Below are 19056 nucleotides of genomic sequence, written 5' to 3'. Positions count from 1 at the left end.
TTATGAGCTGTGTGCTGGGCTAATGGACAAAGGATTAAGCCAGGAAACTACTGTCATAGAAGAGATAGAAGAAGAGGTTGGTTATAAGGTAAAAAGCGTGGATAAAATAACTACATTTTATGGCTCACTTGGCACAAGTGCTGGGCGACAGACACTATTTTACACTGAAATTTGTGATGATATGAGAGTAAGTGATGGTGGCGGGATAGATGGTGAAGATATAGAGCTATTTTATTTGCCAGTCTCTAAGACTATGGAATTTTTAAACGATGATAGTTTGGTTAAATCTGCAAATTTAGGATATGCCTTGCTATGGTGGTTTATGAAATTTAAAAGCTAGTTTATATAAATTTAGTTTTTAAATTGATTTTAGATACTCGCTTAGTAAATTTTTGATTTTTTCATTTAGTTCATTTGGCGAGATAACCCTGATAAATGGGATAAACCTAAGTATAAAAGGAACTATCTCATACTCATTTGAAATTTCTAAATAAATAGTTGTAAAATCATTTTTTTGTGAGATCATTTTTTGTGTTTTAAGTGGAATTCTTTCAATAAATTTTAAAACCAAGTTATGGACTAAAAGCTCAACCACAAAGCTTTCCTCATCTATATCAAACCAAATAGAATTTGCATTTTTTAGCTTTGTTTCTATCTCTTTTGAGGTTTTAAAACTCTCATTTGAAACGCTTAAATTTTTAATAGTTTTTACATGAAATTTTTTAAATTTATCATTTTTATCTGCGTCCAAACAGAGTAAATACCAATATCCTTCAAATTTAGCAACTTTTAATGGCTTTACTTTAAACTCAAAATTTTCATATAAAAAATTTATCATTTTTTTATTTTCTATAGCTTTTGCTAAGTTTTCAAAAAGAGCTAAATCATCACTATTTAAAACCTCATCTTTTGCGTGGATAAAAAAGGCATTTTTATACCCTTTATCAAAATCATCAAATAAATTTTTACTTTTATTAAAAAACTCAACGCCTTGATTTTGGCTTAAATTTTTAATAACTTCATAAATCACGCTATTTTCATCTTTTTCAAAACCAGTTATCTTATAAATTCCATTTTCTAATCTTATATTTATGCCATCATCTTTTAAAATTTTTATATATCTTGCAATTGTCCTTCTGTCTTTACTAAAAATTTCACATAGCTTTTCTTCGCTAGTTGAGGATTTTTTAAGAATATTTAAAATTTCTTTTGTTTTTTTAAGAGTTTTTTGTGTTGGCATTTTTTTCCTTTTTTGTTGATGACAAAAAAATGTCATTAAAAGACCATATAATTTTACCATATTTTTTAAGGAGGAGTTATGAAATACTATGATGATATGATGAAAATTATAGAGTTAAGGGTGGCTGTTTATCCTGAACAAATAGCACTTTTGATAAAAAATCGCCCAACTGCTTTATATAAATATTTAGGCGAAAACGCTATAATTAACAATTTAGAAATTCCAAATATCTTAAAAAAATTAAAAGAAACTCTAAGAAATTTAGAAGCAAATTTTAAAGTAGATAACCAAAATGTTTTAGAAAAAAACCTAAATTTCTTAGAAAAAACTCTAAATTTAACTCATACTCAAAAGCAAATTTTAAAAATTAGCACACTTATTTTATCTTTAGACTCTGCTATTTTAAATAGCGTATCATCAAATTTTAAATTTAAGCACGATATTTTTACACTTTATTCTAAGATACTTAAAATTTCCACCGAAGAGATTGAAAAAACCTTTGAAGCAAAAACTGTTTTGGATTATGTTTTTAGTATAGATCTTAGTTCTAGGCATAAATTTTTAGAAGATAATGATTTTGCAAAATATCTTTTTTTAGAAGATGGCATTAATAAATTTATAGAAAATTACACTTACAAACTTCCTAAAACTAGTCTAAATTTTAGTGATTATTCTCATATAAAGAAGCATTTAGATATTTTACTACCTTATTTAAAACACTCTATAAAGCATCAAACAAAAGGCGTTAATATATTGTTTTATGGAAAGCCAGGAGTTGGAAAAAGTGAAATTTGTTCGCTAATTGCAAAAGAGTGTGATGCTTTTGGGCTTGGAATTTTAGCAAGTGATAAAAGTGAATATATTTTAAGACCATTAGCTAGGGTTGCTAATTTAAATTTTATGGCAAATTTTGTTAGCAAAAACACTATTTTTGTTTATGACGAAGCTGAGGATATTTTTAATTTAAACGAAAAATCAAAGCAAGATTTTAAAGCTTATTTTAACAATATACTTGAAAATAATAAAAAAATTGTTATTTATATTACAAATTATATTGACTGCATCGACGAGGCGATTTTAAGAAGGTTTGATATGATAGTTGAGTTTAGCGATATCCCTAAAAAGCAAAAACGAAAAATCATAGATAAATACGCTAAAAATTTAGTAAATAACAAAACAAAAAATCTTTTTAGTAATTCTAAAAATCTCCAACCAGCAGTTATAAGTAGAGCTTTAAAAGTTATAAAAACTCTAAATTTAAAGGACTCCTCAAAAGAGTTTAAAGCGTTGTTAAATAGCAGTTTAAATGCTTTTGGATATGAAAAAATGCAGTTTAAAAAAACTCAAAAATACCTTCCAAAAAACTATGAAATTTCACTTTTAAATGCTGATTACGACCTTGAAAATTTAGCAAATAATATACAAAATAGTGCAAGAATTTGCTTGTATGGCGTAAGTGGTGGCGGAAAAAGTGCGTATGCTAGGTATTTGGCTGATAAACTTAAAAAGGAGCTTATGATAGTTTCGGCAGGGGATTTTTTATCAAAATATGTTGGTGAAAGCGAAAGAAATATTAAAAATATTTTTAACGTGGCAAATGATAAAAAAGCTGTTTTATTAATAGATGAGATTGAGGGATTTATTTATGATAAATCAAGGGCACTGCGAAGCTGGGAACTAACTATGATAAATGAGTTTTTAACATCAATGGAGAGTTTTAACGGCATTTTAGTGGCAACTTCAAATAGAATTGATTTAATAGATAAGGCGTTTTTAAGACGGTTTGATTTGATGATAGAGTTAAAGTCTTTAAATTTTACCCAAACAAAAGAGCTTTTTAAAAAAAGCTTTGAAAGTCTTGGGCTTAGTAGTGAGGTTGAAAACTTGCTTTTAAATCTTAGGAATTTAACGGTAGGCGACTTTGAAGCGATAAAAAGAAGTATGAAATTTTTAAAGATAAATAGCGATTTAGAACTTTTTGAGATTTTAAAGGAAAGAAATTTATTAAAGGAAAATTTATAAGCTTTTAAAGTATAATTTTAAAATTTTAAGGAGGCAAATATGAGTTTAAAAACACTTTTAAGGAGCTGTTATGTGTGATGTAGAAAATGGCTTAAATGTTGGCGTTGCAAGTATTGGAGAGATTTTTGGTTTGCTGGGTGATAAACAAAAGTTTGAAAATTTGACAATTCCAAAGTATCAAAGACCATATAGATGGACAACTCAAAATGTAAATGAGTTAATAGATGATATTTTAGAAGCTATGAGTTCTAAAAAAACTAACTATTTGCTTGGAAATATCATACTTCATAAAAATGAAAATAGCCTTGATATCGTAGATGGTCAGCAAAGACTTACTACTTTGGCGTTAATATTAGGTTTTTTAATCAAACCAAATGATAAATTTTTTGATTTTAAGAAAAATCCAAACTCGGAAAATGCACTTTCAAAAAATTCTAATTCTATAAAGAATAAATTAGAACTATCAAATAAAGAAGAAATTGCAAATTTTGTAAAAAATAATTTATTTGTAACATACTTTATGGTTGATACGATAGATGAGGCTTTTGATGTATTTGATACACAAAACTCAAGAGGCAAAGAACTAACTCAAGCAGAATTGCTTAAAAATCATCATTTTTTACATTTAAAAGCTGATGAGATTATAAAACAAGAAATTGCTAAAAAATATAAATACTATCAAAATAAAACAACTTGGTCTATTGTAGACAGTGTTTTAAATGACCTTTATATAGCAAGAGGTATTCATGGTGGTAAAAATTTTAAGCTTGGAGATTATATAAGCTGGGGTGATGAAATTTTTAATGAGTTTATTGGTATTAAAGATAAAGGATATGAAAGGATAAATGAGCTAAAATTTAATTCAAATATTATAAAAGGAAATGAGTATTTTAGCTATCTTTTTAAATATGCACAAATTTATGAAATACTTGCTAATAAAGCTAATTTTTCTAAGAAATATTATATAAATCAATCCATGTTGATATTGCTTTTATGTTACGCCGATAAATTTGGTATAGATAAAAATTTCAGTGATTTTTTTGACTTGGTTTTTGTCTATTTATTTGCTACTTTGTCGTATTATGACAAGATGCAATACAATTGTAAGTGGCTTGTAAATGAGGGTGATTATACGATATTAAGTCGTATTTATAAATTTATTGAAAGTAGTGATTTTAGTTCTTTACTTATAGAAAGAATTCAAAACGATATAAGAGATGTATTTAAATTTGGTAATGGCGATAATAGCGATTATATCAGACATCCAGATATTGCTTATGAAAACTTAACTGAAAAAACAAAAGATAAAATGAGTAAAGAATTTATAGAAAAAATTTCTTTTAAAAATATAATATTTAATAAGGATAAAAAATGAGTGAAAACAAAATAGCAAAATATACGCTTAAAGGCATAAAAGATAAAAAATTTATAGTGCCTTTCTTTCAAAGAGATTACGCTTGGGAGAGTCAAAATTTAAAAGATTTAATAGATGATGGGCAAAAAAAGCTCTATATTGGAAATATAGTTGTTAAAAATGGTTTAATTATAGATGGACAACAAAGACTAATGAGTTTGTATTTGCTTAGTAAATTCGTTGGTAAGGATTATTTTGAAATACGCTATGAGGTTGATGATAGTGATAACAAAAAGCTTAAAAATTTAAATAGTGATAATTTCAAATCAACAGAGTTTGAAATGTCTAGCCTGAATGATATTTGCTATTTTTTATCAAGAAACTTAAATAAAAATGAGATAGAAGATTGCTTAGAAAATGTCTATTTTACCATTACGGAATTATCAGATGATATAAATCCTGGAAAGTATTTTGAAGCGATGAATACAAATAAACAGCAGCTAAAACATCATGAAATTTTAAAAGCTAAATTTTTTGAAAAGCTGTCGTCTAATACGGTTTTAGATATGGCTGAAAATTGGGATAATTGTTCTAATATGGATAGTTATTTTGTAGAAAAAAAATATTTAAAAGATAATAGCATACAAAAAGAAGCAAAAAGTATCATTAAATTTGAAGATTTCCTTTGTGTTGTTGCTAGAGTGATTGGTGTAGATGATATGCCACTTGACACAAAATATCTTGTTAGAAATTTTGAAGATAAAATTTTAGAAACAGGTAAAAGTGAGGAATTTATAAAAGAACTTTTTAAATATAGAGCTGTTTTTGATAAATATCTCTTTAAAAGAAATTTTGATAATACATATATTTTTAAAAGAGAACTTGATGATAAATATAAATCAACAATAGATGATAAAAAGCTTTTGATGATACAGCTTTTATTTGAAGTTCAAAACTCAAATGAGTGGCTTGTTTCTTATCTAAAAGAGTGTGAAAATTTAGGAGATGATCTTAACGCTCATATTGAATTTTTAGAAAATTTAGATAAAGAAAAGATGCAAGAAAGGGTGCAAGATTTAGAAAACCTTTTAAATAGTGGCACAAGCACGCCACACTATTTTTTCTATAAGCTTGATTATCTACTTTGGAAAAAGCTTGGCGAAGAGATGGCTAATAATGAGTTTGAAATTTGGGAAGGTGTTGAAAGCAAACAAAGTATTTATGATAATTTTTTCATAACACGAACTGGTTCGGTTGAGCATATCCAACCACAAAGCAAGGCTAGTGAAAATGATTTTGAAGGAGTTGATGAAAACGGCAAAAGTAAAATAGATACATTTGGAAATTTAGCTTTAATTTCGAGTAGTAGAAACTCATCTTTGGGAAATAAAGCAGTTAATGAGAAAAAAGCAGTTGTTGATAACTGGATAAAAGGTAAGCAAAGTATCCAAAGCCTTAAAATGCTTTTAGCTTTCCAGAAATATTTTGATTGCTGGAATTATGATAACGCCGAAGAACATGGCAAAGATATGATAAATTTGCTAAAAGAGGATTTGGGGATAACTAGTTTAGAAATAGAAGATCCAGAAGAAGAAGATTTAGAAGAGTATTTAGAAGAAGCTCTAGAAGAAGAAGCTCTAGAAGAAGATCTAGAAAAATAAAGCTTGGATATAACAATCCCAAAAACAAAAAACTCACCAACTAGGTAAAACCAAACTATCCTAGAAATTTATGATAAAAATCTAGGATAGTTTTTATAATTTTAATTTTTCACTTCCATTAAGCTACTACCAAACATAGAGTCTTGCTTTCTTTGTAAAATTTGTAAGGTTAAATTAGAACTCATACCACACACTTTTGAAACTGTGTATTTGCTATCTTTTAGCATCTTAGAAAGTAGCCATATCTCTTGTTGGCAAGTTGCTTGAAGATCTTTTTGAAATGCCCTATGCTTTTTTATAGTTTTAGGATTACTATTTCTTGGAGTAATATTATTAAACCTATAAAACCATTTTGATTCACACAGATCTTCATATAAAGAATTTACATCATATTGTTCTAAAAATTCTTTTGAAAATTCTCTTTTGTATTCTCCATAGCATGGTTTTAAATAAGCAAGAGTTATTGGTATAGCGATGGATAAAAATAAAATTATCTTTGGATTAGCAAAATCTTTTATCTTCAAAAAAATCATCAAAATTTATAAAACGACTTGTATTATTTTCCATGATATTAGATTTATCAGTAACTCATAAATTTTTTTATATTTTTCAAAATTTAAGTTATTGTTGGCTCTTGCCCACTCATGAATGTCTAAAATAGAGCTAAATTTATCTATTGTTTGCATGTTTTCTACTTTAAAATTCTATTAGTTTTGTGTCTGCTGCTAAATACAATGGATGGCTTGGTTCGTTAGATTTATTGATTTTTAAGCAGTATTTTTTATCAAGTTTTGCTAAAACATCTTTGCTTCTATTTTTAAAAGAACCACAATTTCCCCACACACAAACCACCTTATCAGCTTTTTTTGAATATTCTAATATAAATTTATCGTTTTCGTTTCCTATTGGATCAATGCTGTCATTGTATAAATTGTCTGGCGATGTAGATACATAAGCAAATAAATTTAACATATAAATTCCATCATACCCCCATGATTTTGCAAAATTTATGCATTTTGTAATGGTTCGATCATTCTCGTTTTCATTGGCTTTTGATGGATTAAGTCCTATAAATGCTATCATATTAGCATATTCTTCGCTCTTTTTGCTCCATATTCTTGTGAGTACATATCTATATGCTCTATCTTTTGAAAAAATAGCGTCACTTTTCATATTTTCTCCTTTTGAAATATTTTATGAAATTATATTAGAATTTCATGACATATTTTTGTCATTTGAAAAATAATAGCAAAAAAATAGTCTCCATATCTTAGTTAAGATTGATTTACTAAACATGAGTAAAATTTTTTGTTTGTAATATAAATTTATAAGGAGTTAAAGATAAAACAAGAGTGCAAGAAGGGATATTTTAGGTGAGTTTACACCTAAATTTGCATCTATTAATGATGATATTTTATTTGGCGAAGTTTGGAGCGAAAACATTGCTTTAAAAACTCGCTCAATCATTACAATTAGTGCTTTAATCACAAAAGGCTTGATTGATAATTAGTTTAAATATCACATAATTACTGCTAAAAATAATGGCGTTAGTAAAAATGAAATGGCTGAGATTATAACTCATTTAGCTTTTTATGCTGGTTGGCCAAATGCTTGGGCGGCTTTTAGGGTTGCAAAAGATGTTTATAGCGATGATGAAAATTTAGCAAATCCGATGTTTGGTCTAGGCGAAGAAAACAAAGCATTTGAGAAATATTTCACTGGTAAAAGCTATTTAAAACATTTAGCAAAAGGCGTTTATAATGCAACATTTGAGCCAAAATGTAGAAATAACTGGCATACTCATAAAGCAAAAAGTGGCGGTGGGCAGATTCTACTTTGCGTTAATGGAGAGGGCTGGTATCAAGAAGAAAATCAAAAAGCAATTAGCCTAACCCCAGGCGAAGTTGTTACGATTAAACCAAATGTCAAACACTGGCACGGGGCTAAAAAAGATAGCTGGTTTTCTCATGTTGCTATTGAAGTTGATGGCAAGAAATGTGAAAATTTATGGCTTGAAAAAGTTAGCGATGAAGAGTATGATAAGCTTTAAATTTTAGTTGGTTGAGCATTGATAATTATCTAAAATTTAATGAAGTAAATTCAGAATAATTGTGTGTAAATATCAAGATTATTTAAAAATTTATAGGCTTTTGTATTGGTTAAATTTAAAAATTTAGTGGAGTTTAAAATTTAGAGTAAATTTAAATGTAAAGTTGGTGACGAAAATTTCGCCACCTTGAAATTTATAGTATCTCAAATGGGTTTGCTACAACTTCATCTCTATCTACAACATAAGGGATTAAAGCTGCGTGTCTAGCTCTTTTGATAGCTTTTTCAACCATCTCTTGATATTTTTTTGATGTGCCAGTTAATCTTCTTGGCATTATCTTAAATCTCTCTGATAAACAATACTTTAAAAGTTGTGTATCTTTGTAGTCTATAAACTCAATCTTTGCCTCTGTGTAGCGGCAATACTTTCTTGCGTATTTTCTTTTGTTATCTGCCATTTTTTAATCCTTCTTAAAACGGTAATTCATCTTCGTCGATATCTATATCTGGGATATTTTCGCTATAGTCATCATAGCTGTCATTTTGATATCCGCCTCTGTTTTGTTTGTTTTGATAGTTGTTATTTGGTTTAGAATTTTGGCTTTGGTAGTTATCATAACCTTGTGAGTAGCCACCTTGATTAGAGTGGTTTTGGTTATTATAGTTTTGATTTCCACCATAATTTTGCTGACCACTTTGGTTGCCACCACTAAGCATCTGCATACTTTCTACGACAATGCTGTGTTTGTTTCTATTTTGACCGGTGTTTTTATCTTGCCAAGTGTCAAACTGAAGGCGACCTTCGATTAATACTTGTGAGCCTTTTCTTAGGTATTGATTTGCTACTTCAGCAGTTCTGCCAAAAAATGTGATATCTATAAAGCAAACATCTTCTCTTTTTTCGCCATTTACATTATAGCGTCTATTAACTGCTATGCCTGTATTTCCTATAGCTGAGCCACTGTTTGCGTATCTCATCTCAATGTCTCGAGTAAGGTTGCCAACTAATATCACTTTGTTAAACATATCTTATCCTTAATTAATTCTCTTCGCTTTCTTCTTCAGAAAATTCAATTTCATCTCTGTTTTCATCTTTAGGAGCTTTTTCGGCTCTTTCAGGGCGAGGTTTTCTCTCTTTTCTAACTGGAGTAAATTTGATGCCTTTGCTTAGTTTTTCCCAAGCATCTATCTCTTTTTTGTTTTCGTATTTAACAGTTAGAAATCTTATAATGTTTTCATTATAGCGAATGTTTCTTGTAAGTTCAGCAATAAGTTCAGTTGGGGCTGTAAAGTAGATGACATAGTAAACGCCTCTTTCATACTTTTTGATTTTGTATGCGAGTTTTCTAGCACCCATTTCTATAACTGATGCAACTTCTCCGCCATTTTTGGTAATAACTTCTTTAACGAAGTCAACTTGAGCTTTTAATTCTTCTTCTGTAAGCGTTGGCTTAAGAATGAAAAGAACTTCATAATGTTTCATATATTCTCCTTATGGATTTTAGCTTATGAGTAGTGTCACAAGCAAGGATTTTTGCTAAAAAGCAACTGGTGATTGTATCAAAGCATTGCTTAAATTATGCTGATATTACTCTTTGAAATCTTAGCATTTCAGATAGTAAAAAGTAAGTTTTATCTAAACCAGCTTTGGTTTTTAGTATAAATTCGCACTCATTTAGTACCTTAAACATCTCTTTAAATTTATCTGTATTAAATTTCAAAGCTTCGGCCTTAAGGTTGTTTTGGATATTTGGTGGGGGCGTGTATCCAAGAACTTCACGAAAATCAAGCCTTCCAAAAAGTTTTATATGTGTATGAATTTCAAAAATTCTATAAACTGAACTATACATATAACTTATAAATTCACTCTCATTATACCCGCCACTTTGGATAAATGTAAAAAACTCATCTCTAAAGTCTTGTAAATGTAAAATTTTATTAAAAATCTCTTCAAAACTAACTTCACTAAGCCCACTTACATTTGCTTTTACATTTTCTAAATTTAGCTTTAAATTTAGTGATGCAAATTTAGATAGTTCAGCCACGCTTAAGCTTAAATTTTCGCCTTGAATTTTATAAATTTCAAGTAGGGCTGTGCTGTTTTGATAAATTCCTAAATTTTGGCAAACTCTATTTAGTATTTGAAGTGCTTCGCTGGGATTATTAGGGCTAAAAAATCGAACAAAATTTCCATTAAAAGCTTTTATAAAAGCATCATTTACTTTTGAATTTTCATCTTCAAAAAACTCATATAGTAAAAATGAGTCTTTGTTTTTTATACAAATTTCAATTAAATCTTTAATCTCTTTTGTGCTACCAAATTTGCTCGTTTTGATATAAACTGCGTTTTTGCCACCAAATAAAGATGGTGCAAAAAATTCTTTTATAGCAGCAAAATCATACTCATTTTGATAAACTGTATATAAATTTTCAGCCCCCCAAAGTTTTAAAATTTCATCTGCGTATAGTTCGTTTAAAAACTCATCTTTACTTCTTAAAAGGATAAAATTTGGTAATTTCTTAGCAAACAAAAGTGCATCTAAGTCTCTTTTATACATCTAACTTTTTTATAACCCTTCCATAAATTTTAGCATTTATAATATCAGCATCTATTAATTCAACAAGAACAGGAGTTAAAATTTCACCAGTATAATTTGTGATAAAAACTCGCCCGCCTTTTAGTTTATCATCAAGTTTTGCAGTTGTAACGCTTTCGTTTGTATCGATATAACATCTAAAATTCTTGCCTAAATTTTCCAAAGCCCACCTTGCAAATTTACGGTCTATAAAGTCAAATGCCACCTTATCAGCCTCCCTTTCTAGGGTGTTTAAACTCTCACATGTGCTTTCTATATTTAAAAGCAAATAGTTAAAAAACTTCTCATCTTTATTTAAAGTAGCCTTTAAAAGTCTGTGCAAAAGTAGGTCAGAGTAGCGGCGTATAGGGCTTGTAAAGTGAGTATAAAGATCAAATCCAAGTCCAAAATGTCCAAGCGGAGTTACGGCGTATTCTGCCTTTTTTTGAGCTTTTATTATAAGCTTATCAACCTCTTCTCTAATGCCCATTTCATCAGCTATGCTTTGAATTCCAGCTATCATTTTTGGAAAGTCTTTATCAAATTTAGCATCAACGCCAAGGCTCATTAAATTTTCCATCAATGTTTCAAGCTTTTTATCATCCATCGCACCGTGGTTTCTAAAAATACCTTTTTGTATCATTTTTGCAGCAGCTTTGTTTGCAAGCAACATACAATCTTCTATCAAATCATGACTAGGAGTTGATGTTTCAAAACGAGTACTTTTTAAATTTCCGCTCTCATCAAGTGTGATACGAAGCTCTTTTGTGTGAAAATCAAAGCCCGATTTAAGGCGTTTTTTACGAAGAGCTTTTGTAAGAGTTGCTAAATTTAAAAGCATATCTAAAATTTCTTTATTTTTATATGTTTTACTGCTTAAAATTTCATCAACTTCATCATAATTAAAGCGAATTTTAGAATTTATAATAACACTTTTAAGCTCTTCGCTAACTGGTTCTAAATTCTCATCAAGAGTTATTTTAAAACAAAACGCAAGGCGGTCTAAATTTGGCTTTAATGAGCAGATATTTTCACTTAAATTTCGTGGCAGCATAGGAATTGAGCGGTGCGGGAAATATATAGAAAATCCTCTAAATTTAGCCTCTTTATCAGTTGCGCTATATGGTAAAACATACTCGCTCACATCAGCTATTGCTACATATAAAGTGCGGTTTTTATAATCATAACAAACAGCATCATCAAAGTCTTTTGCATCAACTGGGTCAATTGTTACAAAATTTAGGCTAGTTAGATCAGTTCTTTGTGGATACATACTTTTATCTACAATATCGCCAAAGCTTTTTGCTTCATTTTCAGCTTGAGTGCTAAACTCATCATTTTTATTATAAATTCCAAGTGAGATTTTTTCATCCACCCAAACATCATCTAAAACTCCTAAAATTTCAACTATCTCATCACTTTGGTTGTCTATTTTTAGCACTGTATAAGGTGGTAGTTGTTTGAGGGATTTTTGAGATGCTTTTAGTTTTGAAGCAAGTCCTGTTCTTATATTTACACCAAGAATTTCCTTACCGACTTTTTTTGTATAAGCTACGCTTGTTGCAAATGCTGGCTTGATAGTCATCATTATCTTTGCTTTGATTCTACTTTTTGTGTTTTTTAATTTTCCTTTTAAAATTTTAGCTAAGACAATGTCTCCTTGCTTTGAACTTCCAAGGTCTTTGTTTTCAACTAAAGCATCATCTTTAAATTTTGGGTTAAATACATTTATATAGCCAGTTCCATTCATACTGATATCAAGCTTGCCGCATATGAAGCCATCATTTAGATAGTAGCGGTTTTTGTGAAGCGTTACTGCATTAAGTGTTTCTAAATTTCTAAGAGCTTCTTTTTGCTCAGAATTTAGCTCACCAGCATCTATACCTTTTAGTAAATTTTCTAAAAATGTCTTCAAATTTAACCCTTTTTTAAATTTTGCTTTTGAGTTTTGTTTGTGATATAATACCCAAAATTTTTTAAAAGGAAAGTTATATGGCAGTAAATGTTTACTATGACAAAGATTGTGATTTAAACTTAATAAGAAACAAAAGAGTCGCTATGATAGGCTTTGGAAGCCAAGGTCATGCGCACGCAGAAAATCTTAGAGACAATGAAGTTTCAGTTGTTGTAGGATTAAGAGAGGGTGGAAGTAGCTGGAAAAAAGCTGAGGCAAAAGGCTTTAAAGTTATGAAAGTAGCTGATGCGGTAAAGGATTGTGATGTTATTATGATTCTTGTTCCAGATGAGATTCAAGCTGATCTTTTCTACTCTGAAATTCGTCCAAATCTTAAAGAGGGCAGTGTAATTGCTTTTGGTCATGGTTTTAACATCCACTACGGTCAAATCATTCCACCAAAAGGGGTTGATTGTATAATGATAGCTCCAAAAGCACCGGGTCATACTGTAAGAAGTGAGTTTTTAAAAGGTGGTGGAATTCCTGATTTAATAGCTGTAGCTCAAGATGAGAGTGGTCAAGCTAAAGAGTTAGCACTAAGCTATGCAAGTGCGATAGGTGGTGGAAGAACTGGTATAATTGAGACAACTTTTAAAGATGAGACTGAAACAGATCTTTTTGGTGAACAAGCAGTGCTTTGTGGTGGAATAACAGCTTTAGTTGAAGCTGGATTTAATACTTTAGTTGAAGCTGGATATGAGCCTGAAATGGCGTATTTTGAGTGTTTACATGAGTTAAAATTAATAGTTGATCTTATGTATCAAGGTGGAATTGCTGATATGAGATACTCTATTTCAAACACTGCTGAATATGGTGATTATATAAGCGGACCAAAGGTAATAGGTTGTGAGAGTAAAAAGGCGATGAAAGAGATCCTTAAAAATATCCAAGATGGCTCTTTTGCAAAAGATTTTATACTTGAAAGAAAAGCTGGATATACTAAGATGAATGCTCTAAGAGCAAAATCAAGAACTAGCCTACTAGAAAAAACAGGTAAAGAGCTAAGAGATATGATGCCTTGGATAGCACAAGATAAGATTATAGATAAAGATAAAAACTAATCTTGGCTGATAAAGACAAAAAGCGGGTTAAATCACCCGCTTCTAAAACTACGAAAAAATCCACTAAAAAAGAGCAAAATAGTTCTAAAAATCCTAAAAAAAATCCACTATTACAAATTTTATCAATACTCTTTATAACACTAATTTGTGTGGGGGTTGGAATTTTTACATATAAAGCATTTGATAGCTTTTTTTCAAAACCAACTACTAAAACAGAGTTATCAAAAGAGCACAAAAAAGAGCTTAAAAAAGAATCTAATAAAAAGATAGAAATTGTTGTGGTAGATAAAAATTTAACTACTGATGAGAACAAAACAGCTCCTAGTAAAAAAGATGAGAATAAAACAGAAATTTCATATGAAGAGATTGCTTCAAATTTAGAGGCTTTTGCACCTAAAAAAGCTGTGAGTGGAAAGCCAAAATTAGCCATTATAATAGATGATATTGCTACAATTGACCAAGCTAAAAATTTAAAAAAAGTTGGCTTAAAACTAACTCCTTCTATTTTTCCACCAGACAGGGCTAATCCAGATACGCTAAAAGTGGCAAAACTTTTTGATTTTTATATGATTCACTTGCCAATGGAGGCTTTGAATTTTAACCAAAGAGATGTTTTTACTCTAAAAGCAAAAGATAGCTATGAAAATATAGATAAAAGAGTTGCTTTTGTAAGAGAGAATTTCAAAAACGCAAAATTTCTAAACAACCATACTGGCAGCAAATTTACAAGTGATAAAGATGCTATAAAAAAGCTTCTAGTAGCTCTTGATAAGTATGGATTTATCTTTGTGGATTCTAAAACTATCTCTTCATCAAAGGGTAGTGAAGTAGCTAAAGAACTAGGACAAAGATATATCTATAGAGATATTTTTATAGATAATAAAGATAGTGAAATTTACATAAAAAATCAACTTAAAAAAGCTGTTGATATCGCTAAAAGTAGGGGTTTTGCTATTGCAATAGGTCATCCAAAAACCACTACATTTAAGGCTATAAAAAGTGCTAAAGATAGCTTTTTGAAAGATGTAGAAGTTGTCTATATAGGTGAAATTTATGAGTATTACAAATAGTATAGATGTTAGCGAATTTGAGTCTTTATCTCGTCTAAAAGATGCTCCTAAAAAGTTATACTATAGAGGAAATTTAGAGCTTTTAAAACGCCCTAAAATAAGCATAGTTGGTGCTAGAAAAATGAGTATTTATACCAAAAGCTTAATACTATCTCTATCAAGCAAACTCTCAAGTGGTGGCATTTGTGTAGTAAGTGGGGCAGCTATAGGTTGTGACGGGGCGGCTCACAAGGGAGCTTATCCTAATACGATAGCTGTTTTTGCAAACGGACTTGATGAAATTTATCCTAAAACAAATGCTGATATTATAAAAAATATATATGAAAATTCTCTTGCGTTAAGCGAGTATGAAGATAAAACTCCAGCTCTTAGACATCAGTTTTTAGAAAGAAATAGAATAGTCGTAGCTTTAAGCAAAGCCTTAATCGTAGCTCAAGCTGACTTAAGAAGTGGGTCTTTATCAAGTGCAAGGATAGCTCGTAATCTTGGAATTCCAGTTTATGTTTTTCCGCATAAAATGGGTGAAAGTGCTGGAACAAATGAGCTTTTAGCAAAAGGTAAAGCGACGCTTATAAATGACATCGATGAGTTTGTTTTGAAATTTTGCAAGGATAAAATTTTGCAAAATGATGAAATACTAGAATTTATCAAACAAAACTCAAATTTTGATGATATTTACCATAAATTTGGAGATAAAATTTATGAGTATGAACTAGATGGTAGGGTTGAAATTTTAGGCACAAAGGTTTTAGTAAAGTGATAGCTGGACTTGATATTGGGCTTAAAAGAATAGGAATTGCCTTAGGATACCCAAATGGCGTTGTAGTGCCTATAAATGCAGTACTACGAAAAAACCGCAAACAAGCATCTAATGATGTAAGCAAGGTTTTAAAAGAGTGGGGAGTTAAAACTATAGTAGTTGGCGTTCCACTTGGTGGAAGTAGCGAAGATGAGATGAGAAGAAGAGTCAAACATTTTGTTGGGCTACTTGATTTTAGTGGGGAAGTTTTTTATCAAGATGAGAGCTTTTCAAGTATAGAAGCAAGTAGTCTTGGCGTTGTAAATCAAAGAAAAAAAGATGGCAAACTAGATAGCTTATCAGCTAAGATAATAGTTGAGAGATTTTTATCTGGAATAACAAAATAATAACTTATTTTTAAAATAATATTTATACTTTTATTTATATAGAAATTTTGATATATATCATTGCTTTGTTTTGATAATTAAGTTATAATCCAAATTTATATAATATGGTAAAAAGCCATATTAGGGAGGATAGAAATGAATAGAAGAGATTTTATTAAAAGTTCAGCTGTATCGGCAGCCTGTATGAGTGTTGGTATGGCTGTGCCAAACTCTGTTTTAGCTAAAGGCAATGAAGCTGAAAAAGGTTGGCGGTGGGATAAAGCAGCCTGTAGATTTTGTGGAACAGGGTGTGGCATAATGGTTGCTACAAAAGATGGCAAAATAGTAGCTGTAAAAGGCGATCCAGAAGCTCCAGTAAATCGTGGTTTGAACTGTATAAAAGGATATTTTAACGCAAAAATTATGTATGGTGCTGATCGCCTTACAAAACCACTCTTAAGAGTAAATGAAAAAGGCGAATTTGATAAAAAAGGTAAATTTACATTTGTCTCTTGGCAAAGGGCCTTTGATGAGATGGAAAAACAATTTAAAAAAGCTTACAACGAACTTGGTCCAACTGGAATTGGCGTTTTTGGAAGTGGGCAATATACAATCCATGAAGGATATGTCGCATCAAAACTTATAAAAGGTGGTTTTAGAAGTAACAACCTTGACCCAAATGCAAGGCACTGCATGGCAAGTGCGGTTGTTGCTTTTATGCAAACTTTTGGCATCGATGAGCCAAGTGGGTGTTTTGATGATATAGAACTAACTGATACAATTGTTTGCTGGGGAGCAAATATGGCTGAAATGCATCCAATTTTATGGAGTAGGGTAAGCGATAGAAAGTTAAGTGATCCAGAAAATGTAAAAGTTGTAAATTTAAGCACTTACTCAACAAGAACTTCAAATTTAGCCGATATTGAGATCATTTTTAGGCCATCAAGCGATCTTGCTATTTGGAACTATATAGCTCATGAGCTTGTTTATAATCATCCTGATTTAGTGGATATGGAGTTTGTTAAAAACCACTGTGCGTTTGCAACAGGTCCAGTTGATATCGGATATGGTTTAAGAGAAGATATAAATCACCCAAAATATCAAAAAAGCGAACTTGACACAGCTGCAAAGCAAAAAAGTAAGATAGTTAGCGAGTTTGAAGGTGAGAGTTTAGCTTATCTTGGCTATAAAGCTGGTGATACTTTGGAGATGAAAAATACAAAATCAGCCACAAAACACTGGGCTATTAGCTTTGAAGAGTTTAAAAAAGCACTTGCTCCATACACACTAGAATACACCGCAAAAGTTGCAAAAGGCGATGAAAACGAAGATATAGAGGAGTTTAAGGCTAAACTTAAAGCTTTGGCTGATTTATACATAGAAAAACAAAGAAAAGTAGTTAGTTTTTGGACAATGGGCTTTAACCAGCACACCAGAGGAACTTGGGTAAATGAACAAAGCTATATGGTGCATTTCTTACTAGGAAAACAAGCAAAACCAGGAAGTGGAGCATTTTCTTTAACAGGTCAGCCTAGTGCGTGTGGCACAGCAAGAGAAGTTGGGACATTTTCTCACAGACTTCCAGCTGATATGGTCGTTGTAAATCCAAAACATAGAGAGATAACTGAAAAAATTTGGAAACTTCCAAATGGTACTATAAATCCAAAAAATGGCGACCATTTTATGAGTATAATGCGTGGCATTGAAGATGGTCGTATCAAATTTGCCTGGGTTCAAGTAAATAATCCTTGGCAAAATACAGCAAATGCAAATCACTGGATAAAAGCAGCAAGAGAAATGGATAACTTTATCGTAGTAAGTGATGCTTATCCTGGAATTTCAGCAAAAGTAGCTGATTTAATCCTTCCATCGGCGATGATTTATGAAAAATGGGGAGCTTATGGAAATGCAGAAAGACGAACCCAGCACTGGAGACAGCAAGTAATTCCAGTTGGAGATGCGATGAGTGATACTTGGCAGATGCTTGAGTTTTCAAAAAGATTTAAGTTAAAAGAGGTTTGGAGTGAGAAAAAAATAGATGATAAATTAACCCTTCCAAATGTCTTAGAAGAAGCCAAAAAAATGGGTTACAAAGAAGATGATACGCTATTTGATGTGCTTTTTGCAAATGATGAGTGGAAAAAATTTAGCAAAGATGATGCGATAATGGGCGAATTTGACAACTCAGAAGTAAATGGCGATAGCAGAGATGTAGTTGGAAGCGATGGCGAAGTTTTTAAGGGATATGGATTTTTCGTTCAAAAAGCAATCTGGGAAGAATACCGCAAATTTGGGCTTGGTCATGGGCATGATTTGGCTGATTTTGACACATATCATAAAGTTAGAGGTTTAAGATGGCCTGTTGTTGATGGTAAGGAGACTCAGTGGAGATTTAACACACTTTATGATCCTTATGCTAAAAAAGCAGCCCCACAAAGTGATTTTGCATTTTATGGAAACAAAAATGCCAAACTAAGTGTTGGTGATTTGGCAAAAGCAAACGATGATGAAAAGGTTAATATACACAATAAAGGCAAAATTTTCTTCCGCCCTTATATGGACCCACCTGAGATTCCAAGCAAAGAGTATCCATTTTGGCTCTGTACAGGAAGAGTACTTGAACACTGGCATAGCGGAACTATGACGATGAGAGTTCCTGAGCTGTTTAGGGCTGTTCCAGAAGCTTTTTGTTATATGTGTGAAGAAGATGCCATAAAATTAGGGCTTGTTCAAAATGATGAAGTTTGGATAGAAAGCAGAAGAGGAAAGTGTAAAGCAAGGATTGATACTCGTGGTAGAAATATACCACCAGTTGGTCTTGTGTATGTTCCTTGGTTTGATGAGAATGTATTTATCAACAAAGTGTGCCTTGATGCTACTTGCCCACTGTCAAACCAAACTGATTTTAAAAAGTGTGCCGTTAAAATTTACAAGGCATAGATAC

General features: G+C 30.9%; 19 protein-coding genes. 10 read left to right on the top strand and 9 right to left on the bottom strand.

Translation table 11 applies throughout. The features are described from left to right. Nucleotides 1-22: 22 nt before the first annotated feature. The gene (locus CCORG_RS09105; RefSeq protein WP_320153884.1) at nt 23-340 is read left to right on the top strand and encodes an NUDIX hydrolase; all 318 of its coding nucleotides are present in this window, start codon (nt 23-25) and stop codon (nt 338-340) included. Between the two features lie 18 nt (nt 341-358). On the opposite strand, the gene CCORG_RS05375 is transcribed toward CCORG_RS09105, so the two are convergent. Then, nucleotides 359-1240, bottom strand: coding sequence for a helix-turn-helix transcriptional regulator (locus CCORG_RS05375; protein WP_025803277.1), 882 nt, complete (start codon nt 1238-1240; stop codon nt 359-361). Nucleotides 1241-1318: 78 nt separating this feature from the next. Here CCORG_RS05375 and CCORG_RS05370 point away from each other — a divergent pair, with 78 nt between their 5' ends. From CCORG_RS05370 to CCORG_RS05360, 3 genes are all read left to right on the top strand, one after another. After that, on the top strand, nt 1319-3262 hold the full coding sequence (locus tag CCORG_RS05370) for an AAA family ATPase (RefSeq protein ID WP_025803278.1): 1944 nt from the start codon (nt 1319-1321) through the stop codon (nt 3260-3262). 70 nt (nt 3263-3332) lie between these two features. Beyond that, a complete protein-coding gene (locus CCORG_RS05365; RefSeq protein WP_025803279.1) occupies nt 3333-4637 on the top strand; it encodes a DUF262 domain-containing protein in 1305 nt (434 codons plus the stop codon). After that, nucleotides 4634-6277: a DUF262 domain-containing protein gene (locus CCORG_RS05360; RefSeq protein ID WP_025803280.1), complete on the top strand. Its 1644-nt coding sequence runs from the start codon at nt 4634-4636 to the stop codon at nt 6275-6277. Before CCORG_RS05365 ends, CCORG_RS05360 begins: the two co-directional genes overlap by 4 nt. A gap of 101 nt (nt 6278-6378) precedes the next feature. Here CCORG_RS05360 and CCORG_RS05355 read toward each other — a convergent pair whose 3' ends face one another. Genes CCORG_RS05355 through CCORG_RS05345 form a run of 3 tightly spaced genes read right to left on the bottom strand, consistent with a single transcriptional unit; the run spans nt 6379 to nt 7450 of the window. Further along, nucleotides 6379-6810 carry a hypothetical protein gene (locus tag CCORG_RS05355; protein WP_025803281.1) on the bottom strand — a complete coding sequence of 144 codons (432 nt, stop codon included), beginning with the start codon at nt 6808-6810 and terminating at the stop codon, nt 6379-6381. A 6-nt stretch (nt 6811-6816) separates the two neighbouring features. Continuing rightward, nucleotides 6817-6963 (bottom strand): hypothetical protein, encoded by a 147-nt coding sequence (locus CCORG_RS05350; protein WP_172658557.1) that lies wholly within the window; start codon nt 6961-6963, stop codon nt 6817-6819. A gap of 10 nt (nt 6964-6973) precedes the next feature. Then, nucleotides 6974-7450 (bottom strand): DUF1643 domain-containing protein, encoded by a 477-nt coding sequence (locus CCORG_RS05345; protein WP_034971530.1) that lies wholly within the window; start codon nt 7448-7450, stop codon nt 6974-6976. Nucleotides 7451-7799: 349 nt separating this feature from the next. Here CCORG_RS05345 and CCORG_RS05340 point away from each other — a divergent pair, with 349 nt between their 5' ends. Beyond that, the gene (locus CCORG_RS05340; protein ID WP_342355563.1) at nt 7800-8327 is read left to right on the top strand and encodes a carboxymuconolactone decarboxylase family protein; all 528 of its coding nucleotides are present in this window, start codon (nt 7800-7802) and stop codon (nt 8325-8327) included. 193 nt (nt 8328-8520) lie between these two features. On the opposite strand, the gene rpsR is transcribed toward CCORG_RS05340, so the two are convergent. The 5 genes from rpsR to CCORG_RS05315 all read right to left on the bottom strand — a co-directional run bounded on the left by rpsR (nt 8521) and on the right by CCORG_RS05315 (nt 12817). Further along, nucleotides 8521-8784, bottom strand: a complete 264-nt coding sequence (gene rpsR, locus CCORG_RS05335) for a 30S ribosomal protein S18 (RefSeq protein WP_025803283.1) — start codon at nt 8782-8784, stop codon at nt 8521-8523. 13 nt (nt 8785-8797) lie between these two features. After that, the gene (locus tag CCORG_RS05330; RefSeq protein ID WP_025803284.1) at nt 8798-9352 is read right to left on the bottom strand and encodes a single-stranded DNA-binding protein; all 555 of its coding nucleotides are present in this window, start codon (nt 9350-9352) and stop codon (nt 8798-8800) included. Between the two features lie 13 nt (nt 9353-9365). After that, complete coding sequence (gene rpsF / locus CCORG_RS05325) at nt 9366-9809, bottom strand: 30S ribosomal protein S6 (protein ID WP_025803285.1); 444 nt, start codon at nt 9807-9809, stop codon at nt 9366-9368. 94 nt (nt 9810-9903) lie between these two features. After that, nucleotides 9904-10884 carry a DNA polymerase III subunit delta gene (locus CCORG_RS05320; protein ID WP_025803286.1) on the bottom strand — a complete coding sequence of 327 codons (981 nt, stop codon included), beginning with the start codon at nt 10882-10884 and terminating at the stop codon, nt 9904-9906. Continuing rightward, complete coding sequence (locus CCORG_RS05315) at nt 10877-12817, bottom strand: RNB domain-containing ribonuclease (RefSeq protein ID WP_025803287.1); 1941 nt, start codon at nt 12815-12817, stop codon at nt 10877-10879. Before CCORG_RS05315 ends, CCORG_RS05320 begins: the two co-directional genes overlap by 8 nt. 77 nt (nt 12818-12894) lie before the next feature. Between CCORG_RS05315 and ilvC the strand changes: the two genes are divergently transcribed. From ilvC to napA, 5 genes are all read left to right on the top strand, one after another. Next, nucleotides 12895-13917, top strand: coding sequence for a ketol-acid reductoisomerase (gene ilvC, locus CCORG_RS05310; RefSeq protein WP_025803288.1), 1023 nt, complete (start codon nt 12895-12897; stop codon nt 13915-13917). 2 nt (nt 13918-13919) lie between these two features. Continuing rightward, nucleotides 13920-14987, top strand: a complete 1068-nt coding sequence (locus CCORG_RS05305; RefSeq protein WP_025803289.1) for a divergent polysaccharide deacetylase family protein — start codon at nt 13920-13922, stop codon at nt 14985-14987. Then, a complete protein-coding gene (locus CCORG_RS05300; RefSeq protein WP_025803290.1) occupies nt 14971-15747 on the top strand; it encodes a DNA-processing protein DprA in 777 nt (258 codons plus the stop codon). The genes CCORG_RS05305 and CCORG_RS05300 overlap by 17 nt, the downstream gene beginning before the upstream one ends. Further along, nucleotides 15744-16133: a Holliday junction resolvase RuvX gene (ruvX, locus tag CCORG_RS05295; protein WP_025803291.1), complete on the top strand. Its 390-nt coding sequence runs from the start codon at nt 15744-15746 to the stop codon at nt 16131-16133. Before CCORG_RS05300 ends, ruvX begins: the two co-directional genes overlap by 4 nt. 135 nt (nt 16134-16268) lie before the next feature. Beyond that, nucleotides 16269-19052: a nitrate reductase catalytic subunit NapA gene (gene napA / locus CCORG_RS05290; RefSeq protein WP_025803292.1), complete on the top strand. Its 2784-nt coding sequence runs from the start codon at nt 16269-16271 to the stop codon at nt 19050-19052. The last annotated feature ends 4 nt before the right edge of the window (nt 19053-19056 follow it).

Origin of the sequence: Campylobacter corcagiensis, assembly GCF_013201645.1 — a bacterium.
In the GTDB taxonomy this organism is placed as follows: Bacteria; Campylobacterota; Campylobacteria; order Campylobacterales; family Campylobacteraceae; genus Campylobacter_B; species Campylobacter_B corcagiensis.
The sequence above is the reverse complement of the archived record's forward strand: the minus strand, read 5'-3'. Positions and strand labels throughout refer to the sequence as shown.